The organism is Pirellulales bacterium, assembly GCA_035499655.1.
GTDB lineage: Bacteria > Planctomycetota > Planctomycetia > Pirellulales > JADZDJ01 > DATJYL01.
On the sequence record DATJYL010000031.1, the window covers coordinates 1 to 8,464 of the forward strand.

5 protein-coding genes are annotated in these 8,464 nt (G+C 57.1%); 3 read left to right on the top strand and 2 right to left on the bottom strand.

Annotated features, from left to right (window positions below):
* On the bottom strand, positions 1 to 1,397 hold a 1,397-nt coding region (locus tag VMJ32_02050; GenBank protein ID HTQ37778.1), incomplete at its 3' end, for a hypothetical protein.
* A gap of 159 nt (positions 1,398 to 1,556) precedes the next feature.
* On the opposite strand from VMJ32_02050, the gene VMJ32_02055 reads away from it, so the two are divergent.
* Positions 1,557 to 3,152 (top strand): MFS transporter, encoded by a 1,596-nt coding sequence (locus VMJ32_02055; GenBank protein ID HTQ37779.1) that lies wholly within the window; start codon positions 1,557 to 1,559, stop codon positions 3,150 to 3,152.
* Positions 3,153 to 3,215: 63 nt separating this feature from the next.
* Here the strand turns inward: VMJ32_02055 and tilS are convergent, their stop codons facing one another.
* The gene (gene tilS / locus VMJ32_02060; protein HTQ37780.1) at positions 3,216 to 4,409 is read right to left on the bottom strand and encodes a tRNA lysidine(34) synthetase TilS; all 1,194 of its coding nucleotides are present in this window, start codon (positions 4,407 to 4,409) and stop codon (positions 3,216 to 3,218) included.
* Between the two features lie 861 nt (positions 4,410 to 5,270).
* Between tilS and rny the strand changes: the two genes are divergently transcribed.
* Together rny and VMJ32_02070 are read left to right on the top strand one after the other, a co-directional pair.
* Positions 5,271 to 6,827 carry a ribonuclease Y gene (gene rny / locus VMJ32_02065; protein ID HTQ37781.1) on the top strand — a complete coding sequence of 519 codons (1,557 nt, stop codon included), beginning with the start codon at positions 5,271 to 5,273 and terminating at the stop codon, positions 6,825 to 6,827.
* 50 nt (positions 6,828 to 6,877) lie between these two features.
* A complete protein-coding gene (locus tag VMJ32_02070) occupies positions 6,878 to 7,669 on the top strand; it encodes a TIGR00282 family metallophosphoesterase (GenBank protein ID HTQ37782.1) in 792 nt (263 codons plus the stop codon).
* The last annotated feature ends 795 nt before the right edge of the window (positions 7,670 to 8,464 follow it).

The window sequence follows — 8,464 nt, forward strand, 5'->3', positions numbered from 1 at the left end:
TTCAGCGTCAGCCGGTTTTGCCGGGTTTGCGGATCGCAACTCAACTGCAGAGTTCCGTTGCCGTGTTCCACGCGGTAAGGAAACCGGTAGTACAAGAGCGAAACATTCAAGCACTCCACCGTGGCCTTCAACTGCCAGTGCTGGCCGTCAAAAACCGCTTGGGTATCTTTGACATTCACTTCGCCCGCCGGCTGGAACTTCCGCCACTGCTCCAGAAAGTTGGGCGGCAGGAGGGGTTCCCATTGCGGACCGACCAAAACGTGCAAAGCTTCCCCTTCGATCATCATGGGCGAGCCGGGCTGATAGCCGTCGACCCGCGCGCTCCAACGCAGCGCCGTGGGACCGTTGCGCGCCGTTAGGTCGCTGATCTGAAAGCCCTGGTTGTCGGCATGAAATTTCGCCCGTAAATCGGCCAATGCTTGGGGCAATCGCGTATCGTCGAATCGGCCCGACATCAATTCTCCGGCAACTTCAAACTGCCACGGCTGCGCCTGGGCTAAATCGTGCACCACATGAAATTGCAAATTGGCCTGTCCGCGTAGGGGCGTCAAGGGTTGCAAACGAACGGCCTCATCCGGAGGCATAGCGGCCATCAGCTCAGGACAAATATCGATGCCGTTGACCAGGCCGTTCAAATCGACGGCTCCCGTCGTGCGATTCAACTGCCCCGTGATTTGAATTTGTTGCACGTGGTCGGCCACCAACGCACCACGCAATTCGTACACCGCCGCGTTGGACGCTGCCAAATCACCTGTCGGTTTCAGGCTGAGATTGATGTCGTGAACATCGTAGGTTATGGGCGGATTGCGCTGCGAATCGAACACAATGAACTGGCCATTTTCGATTTGCACTTCGGCCGGATGGTCGCTTAACTTCGGCAACGGCAGCAGTTCGCTCACGCTCCACGATCCGTCCGGCAGGCGGGCCGCCTGCAACCGCGGACGTCGGACCATGATCCGCGTAATCTTTGGCTCATGCTTGAGCAACTCCGTCAGGCTCGTTTGGCAGCACAGCAACACTTCGTCGAAGTACGCCAACTCTGCCGGCGCGCCGGCCAGACGCAAATCGTTGATCGACAGGCCGCGAACTTCAATTCCTTGACCGTCGATCAACTGCGCCGAACGAATTGAAACGCTGAGGTTCGGATAAGCTGCGGCAATCTTAGCCTGCACGCGAATGCGGATTTCGTCGTTCAGCCGGCCGTAAAAATAAAGCCCCAGCCCCACCGCCGCCAACAGCGCAGCCAGCAGTCCCCATTTGAAGGCAAACCAACAAGCATAGACAAAATCGCGCAGCACAATATTGCCGGCGTCGATCGCGCCGGTCCAGCAATGCGAAACGATTGCGCCGCCGTCACTTCGGCGCGCAAAAAGGCCGCTTATGGTAGGCCGCGCCACAATCTCGAACAAGACGGGACAAAAACCGGCCGGCTTTGCCCGAAATCAACAAATCGCCTTGATTTACACAGCCCCCTGGCGGTTATACTCACGGACCTATTCCCGCGCCAGCACTGCTGTCGCATTCAGGCAACAATTCTGACTCAGGCGGAGGGTCACATGGTCAACGGGAACGATCGTCGGCTGTTTTGGGCATGCTGGATTGCGCTGGTCGCCACGGCGTTCGGCTTCATGATTCGCGGGTCGCTGTTAGATACCTGGGGCGCGCAATTCGGATTGAACGAGGTCCAAAAAGGGCAAATTAGCGGAGCCGGCATTTGGCCGTTCGCCATCAGCATCATTCTGTTCAGTTTGTTCATCGATAAAATCGGCTACGGCCGCGCCATGGTGTTTGCATTTGTGGCGCACGTGACCTACGCCATCATTGTGATTTGTGCGCCGCTGGTGTTGGCTGCGCCGGGTGCCAGCGCTGATGCGGTGGCCGCCGGCAAGCAAACCGGTTACTGGCTGCTGTACATCGGCAATTTGATTTTCGCGCTAGGCAACGGCACGGTGGAGGCGGTGGTGAACCCCGTCGTCGCCACCATGTTTTCGCGCGACAAAACCAAATGGCTGAATGCGCTGCACGCCGGTTGGGCCGGCGGATTGGTGTTGGCAGGGCTGATTGCCATCGGCATGGGGGACATTCGCTGGGAGTGGAAAGTAGGCATGATTTTTCTGCCCGTGTTGGTCTACGGCCTGATGATGCTATCGTGCAAGTTTCCCATCAACGAACGTGTGGCCGCCGGCAGCTCTTACCGCGATATGCTGGCCGAGTTCGGCATTTTGGGCGCGCTGGTTGCCTTTCCGCTCATCGTGCGCGAACTGGGAAATGATTTCGGCCTGGGCAATCAGGTGCAGTTGGCGATTGCCGCCGTGATTGTGCTGGGCTTTGGTATTTTTGCCCGTTCGTTGGGCCGGCCGATGTTCATTTTTCTGTTGCTCATTATGTTTCCCTTGGCCACGACCGAATTGGGCACGGACAACTGGATTACCAGTTTGATGACCCCGGAAATGGAGTCGCTGGGTTACAACGCCGCTTGGGTGTTGGTTTACACCTCGGCGATTATGCTTATCTTGCGACTGGTCGCGGGGCCGATTGTACACAAGCTTTCGCCGCTGGGTTTGCTGACCGTGTGTGCGGCCTTGGCGGCCTGCGGTCTGATTTTTCTCTCCAAAGCGTCAGGGATGACAATTTTCGCCGCCGCCACGCTTTACGGAGTGGGTAAATCGTTCTTCTGGCCGACGATGCTGGGGGTGGTTTCGGAGCAATTTCCGAAAGGGGGCGCTCTCACGCTCAACGCCACGGGCGGCGTCGGCATGTTGGCCGTGGGCGTGCTGGGAATGCCTTTCATCGGCCTGCTGCAAGAAAAGGCTACAACCAATGAATTGAAACAGCAGCAGCCGGCCCTGTATGAAACCGTTAAGTCCAGCACCGCCAAACAGAGCGTCTTCGGCAGTTACGAATCCATCGATCCGGCGAACGTTAGCACGCTCCCCAAAGCCGATCAAGACACCATTGCCGCCACGGAGAAAGCGGCAAAAAAGGGCGCATTGGCCACGATGGCGATTTTCCCCTGCGTCATGTTCGTCTGTTATTTTATCCTGATCGTCTACTTCCGTTCCCAAGGCGGTTACCAGGCTCAAGTGTTAACCGGTCATGCCGCCCAGGACAAAGAGTTTACCGGCGGCACGGCAGGGCCCGGCGAAGGATGACGGTATTCCTCCAACCCTCTCTCCGTGGGAGAGGGTTGGAGGAGGATGTGGAATCCTTCGCGATTACCTCGACAGAATTAATTCATCACCCCGCCGCTCTGCTACAATATTCCCAGGAAAACACCGCTTCTGCGCAACTGTATTGCTGCGTTCTGAATCGTAATTTCTGCGGGCTGAATCGTAATGATCAGCCTCCGGACCCTGCGCCATCCGCGCTAAGGTATTCCAATCGGCAAAACCCATGTTCTGCAACGGCCAATCCATGCGTTGCCACATCACGACGAATACCTCTCGACGCAAGTGCTGTTCGACGCCGGCCAAGGGCCCCACGCTGAGCCGAATCTCATGCTCTGCGGTCGACATCCAGCAGCGGTCGAGCAGTTCGCCGGCCAGCCGCTCGATGACACGCTGCGCATCGCCGGCCAGTTGCGACAATCGCTGCAAAGCGCCGTCGATGTCCGGATTATACTTTTCGCGTAGTAGCGGAAGCAGTTCGTGGCGAAGTCGATTGCGGGTGAAATCGTGGCAGGCATTGCTGGAATCGACACGATATCGCTGGCCAAGCTCGTCCAAGTATTTCAGCACTTCATCACGAAGCAAGTTTAAAAGCGGGCGAATGGCCGACACCGCCGGCCCCAGCGGCCGTGCCCGCGGCATGCCTGCCAACCCAGCCAGACCGGTTCCGCGGAGAATGTTGAACAACACTGTTTCAATCTGGTCGTCCGCCGTGTGGGCGGTGGCCACATATCTGGCGCCCAATCGTTGGGCTGCGTGCTCGAAAAAATGGTAGCGGGCCTGGCGCGCGGCAGCTTCTACGCCATCGCCGCGCTGGGCAGCCAAATTCGCAACCTCAGCGGCTCCCTGTTCAAAAGGCAAATTCAATTGTCCGGCCAGCGCGGCGACAAACCTGGCATCGTCGTCGGCTTCGGGACGAAGCCGATGATTGAAGTGCGCCACGATCAGCCGGCCCGGCCCGCCAACTTCAGTCTTCACCACTTGCATAGCCCGAAGTAGCGCCACACTGTCGGGGCCGCCGGAAACTGCAATCATCACCGTGACATCGCGCCATTCGTGTGGCGGCCAACTGATGGCGAAATGCTGCTCAAAAGTCAATGGTTTGGCGTATTCCATGCACGAATCATAACCGGTTAGAATCGGCCACTCACCCCATGCCTGTGGACCTTCATCCCACGGCCGGCGGCACAACCGCCCAAAGCCTTGCGTCAGGGTTAGATGCTCAAACCGTTGTGAACCCATAAAAAACCGAGTTTTCCGCTGGTACAGGCAGTTAGCCCCTCCGTACCACGATGCAGGCATGTCTGCGGCGGCTTCAATCACTAAATCCAGTCGTCGGAATAGGTTGCCTCCAAAGCGTCCCACAACAATCCAGTTGCAGTTTGCAGCAACTTTGATAATATTCTAACAGTAGGCGGTTTTCGTGGCGTGGCTGGGCATGCCAAATGCTTCCAGCGACGAAACAGAATATCGTCGAACTGAGAAAACCTAAATCAGTTCGAGTGTTAGCGGCAGCTGGTCGGTGGATCGGCGGCTTGCGAGGAAACATTTGCTTCGGTTTTCCCAATTGACTAACGAGCCTGTAAGAACGAGCCAACCAAATCTGAAGATCGGTGAGCAGATGGATTTGTTGTTTTTCATCTGGAATCTTCTGCGAGGCTTTTTGCCTAGTGGAAAACAATCGACGCCCGTTTTCACGTGGTGCCGATCGACCGAATTCCATCTTGGGCAATACAGCCCGATGATGCTCCCCACCCGTTTTTTTGTTGGTTGGATGCAAACAGCCCCTGAATATCACTTGTGCGCGCGTCCCCCTAGTGGGGCGCGCGGTAGCGGCGGACCGGCAAATCGTGTGGAGCAATTCACCGCTGGACCAACTTTCCGCTGGTGATCGAGAAGGGTTGAGCAATTGCGGCGGACAAACAAACTTCTGTTTGTCGGCCACGTTCTTTCGGCTAACAATTGGCAAACCGTTGCGCCGTTTTCTTCGCCGGCCGCACCGTAGCTGGGCCAAAATCTGACCACGCTGGCCGAATCGGCCAACCAAGGCTGATTCACTCTCACTCGGACGCCAACCATACGCACAGAGGGGAGCGTGCGACCGTGCCATCAGATACAATTACTGTAATTGTTGTAGCCTTGTTGGCCGCGGGGCTGACATTCGCCATTGTCCGCCTGTTAGATCGCCTTACTCGGCGCGATGCGGAAACCGAAGCTCGGCGGATCGTCGATGAAGCCAACCGCAACGCCGAAAATCGCAAGAAAGAAGCCGAGTTGGAAGTCAAGGAGCACGCCATCCAACAAAAAGCGGCCGGGGAAAAAGAACTGGCCCAAATGCGACAGGAATTGCACGAACGGGAACGCTCGCTGGACAAGCGGCAAGACGCCGTCGAGCAGCAATCGGAACAGCTTCGCAAACAGGAAAAAATGGTCGAAACCACCCAGCGCAAACTGGCCGAACGCATCGAAGACACCAACCGCCGCAACGAGGAACTGCAAAAACTGCTCGATCTACAGCGGCAAACGCTGCACCAGCTTAGCGGACTGGGCCGCGAGGAAGCCAGTCGCCGCCTGCTGGAAATGCTCGATAATGAGTTGCAAAACGAACAAGGCGCCATCATCCAGCAGCACGAACGCAAAATCCACGAAATTGCCGAGGCCAAATCGCGCGAAATTTTGGTCACCGCCATTCAGCGCTATGCCGCCACGCACACGGCCGAAACCACGACCAGTACCGTCGATATTCCCAATGACGAAATGAAAGGGCGCATCATCGGCCGCGAAGGACGCAACATCCGCGCCTTCGAAAAAGCCACGGGCGTTGACGTGATTATCGACGACACGCCCGGCGTGGTGATCATCAGCGGCTTCGATCCCGTGCGCCGCGAAATTGCCAAAATGGCACTGGCCAAACTCATTGCCGACGGGCGTATTCACCCTTCGCGAATTGAAGAAGTGGTGACCGAAACGCAAACCGAGATGGAGCAACACATCCAAAAGTTCGGCGAAGAGGCGGTCCAGGAAGCCGAAGTCGGACGGCTGAATCCGAAGATCGTCCATTTGCTGGGTCGCCTGCGGTTCCGCACCAGTTACAGCCAAAACGTGCTGCGGCATTCCATCGAGGTGGCCTTTTTGGCCGGCATGCTGGCCGAGGAAGTGGGGCTGGACGGCAATCTCGCCCGCCGTTGCGGCCTGTTGCACGATATTGGCAAGGCCGCCGATCACGAGGCGGAAGGCGGCCATCCCAAAATTGGCGCCGAATTATTGAAGCGCTACGGTGAAGGGCCGGAAGTGGTGCATGCGGCGCTGGGCCATCATGACGATATCCGCATTGATCATCCCTACACCGTGCTTGTCGCCGCCGCTGATGCTTGCAGTGCTTCGCGCCCCGGTGCTCGCCGCGAAACCCTGGAGCGGTATATCAAGCGGATGGAAGAATTGGAATCAATCGCCAAAAATTTCCCCGGCGTCGAACAAGCCTTTGCCATTCAAGCCGGCCGCGAATTGCGCGTCATCGCCAGTTCCAAGGACACTACCGATCAATCTGCCGCCAAGGTCTGCCGCGATATCGCTAACGCTTTCGAACAGCAACTTAGCTATCCCGGCGAAATCAAAGTTACCATGATTCGCGAAACCCGCATCACCGAACTGGCACGATAACCTTTTAGCCCCGGTCAACGACCAGGGGCTAATTATCAACCCCGCTATCCATGCGTCTCCTGCTCATCGGCGACATTGTCGGCAAACCGGGACGGCAAATTGTTTGCCGGGCCCTCAAGCCGCTGATCGAGCGCGAGCGGCTCGATTTGGTCGTCGCCAATGCCGAAAATGCCGCCGGCGGTTCCGGCCTGACCCCGGCCATTTATCATGAGCTGATTGCCGCCGGCGTCGATGTAGTCACGCTGGGCGATCACATTTACCGTCGAGCCGAGGTGTTTGAGATGCTGCACTCCGAAGCCAACATCGTCAAGCCGGCCAATTATCCTGCCGAGGCTGCGGGTCGAAATTTCGCCGTGGTGAAAGCCCGCAACGGCGTTTTGTGTGCCGTGTTCAGTTTGCTGGGACGCGTCTTCATGCGGCCAGTCGATTGCCCGTTCAAAGCGGCCGACCGAGTCTTGGCCGCGATTCCTCCTGAAGTGCGCGTCATTCTGCTCGATTTTCACGCTGAAGCCACCAGCGACAAGCAACTGATGGGCCGCTATTTAGACGGCCGTGTGTCAGCCGTGCTGGGCACGCACACCCACGTGCCCACCGCTGACGAGTGCCTTTACCCACAGGGCACAGCGTTTCAATGCGACGTGGGTATGACCGGTCCGTACGAAAGCATTTTGGGACGGCAGATTGATCGTGTGCTGGAAACCACGCTCACCTTTACGCCCACGGCCTTTGACGTGGCCACCGGCGACGTGCGGCTCAGCGGCACGATCGTCGACATCGATCCCGCCACCGGCCGCGCCACCGCCATCCGCCGCCTGGTTATTCGCGAAAACGAATTGTCGTAACGTGCAGAGGAGCCCGAATGCACGGAGAAAACGTAGCCGGGCTGCTTTGATGATCCGGAGAAGTTTGTTGGCTGACAAACTTTTCATTCGCGGTGAAAACGGGAAAAAACGGTGAAAAACGGTTCAGTAAACGGACGAAAACGGGTATTAAAACCGTCGAAACCGGGCAATATCTCAGTTTGATTTCCAGTATGATGTAGCGACGGCTGTCCTCAGCCGTTGCCGGGGTTTGCGTAGCAGCAGCGGCTGCGACCATCCTTCGGATGGTGCCCGGCCGCCACTACATTAAACTGACGCATCTCCGGTGGAAATCCCTGGGGCTCTCCCGGCGCGCCGGGATCGACCCTGGCCCTTCGATGAACTCAGGCAGGCCCTCTCCCGCAAGTGGAGAGGGAGTTTTTTGAGAGTTCCTTAGTTTCGTTTAGGTTGTCAAAGAACGAGTGCGCGCTGGCGGGCACAATATAGCAAACGGGTGGCCCAATTTTGGGTTGGGGTTCAGGGTTCAGGGGGTCAGACCGGCTGGTGTCTAAGTCCTTATATGCACAAGTTCAGTAGTTTGCGGAATGCGGCTAATTGATTTACCGTGGGTTTTCTCGCCTCTCCCTGCATGGAGTTGCTGGGAGAGGGTGATGGATTTTCGCTGTTTGGCAACAACAATGCCTCAGCTGTGTTTTGTTCGACCAGTCGAGAAAGAATTGCAGCGACTTGTCGAAATGACTGCTGATGGCAAACTGTGCGAAATCGAAGTTGACTTTGGGGGCATACAACGTCAAATCACTTGCGCCGGCCATTTTA

What these genes read in the sequence shown, in the direction of transcription:
- VMJ32_02055 (HTQ37779.1), top strand. Translation starts at nt 1,557, where the DNA reads ATGGTCAACGGGAACGATCGTCGGCTGTTTTGGGCATGCTGGATTGCG.
- tilS (HTQ37780.1), bottom strand. Translation starts at nt 4,409, where the DNA reads ATGGGTTCACAACGGTTTGAGCATCTAACCCTGACGCAAGGCTTTGGG.
- VMJ32_02070 (HTQ37782.1), top strand. Translation starts at nt 6,878, where the DNA reads ATGCGTCTCCTGCTCATCGGCGACATTGTCGGCAAACCGGGACGGCAA.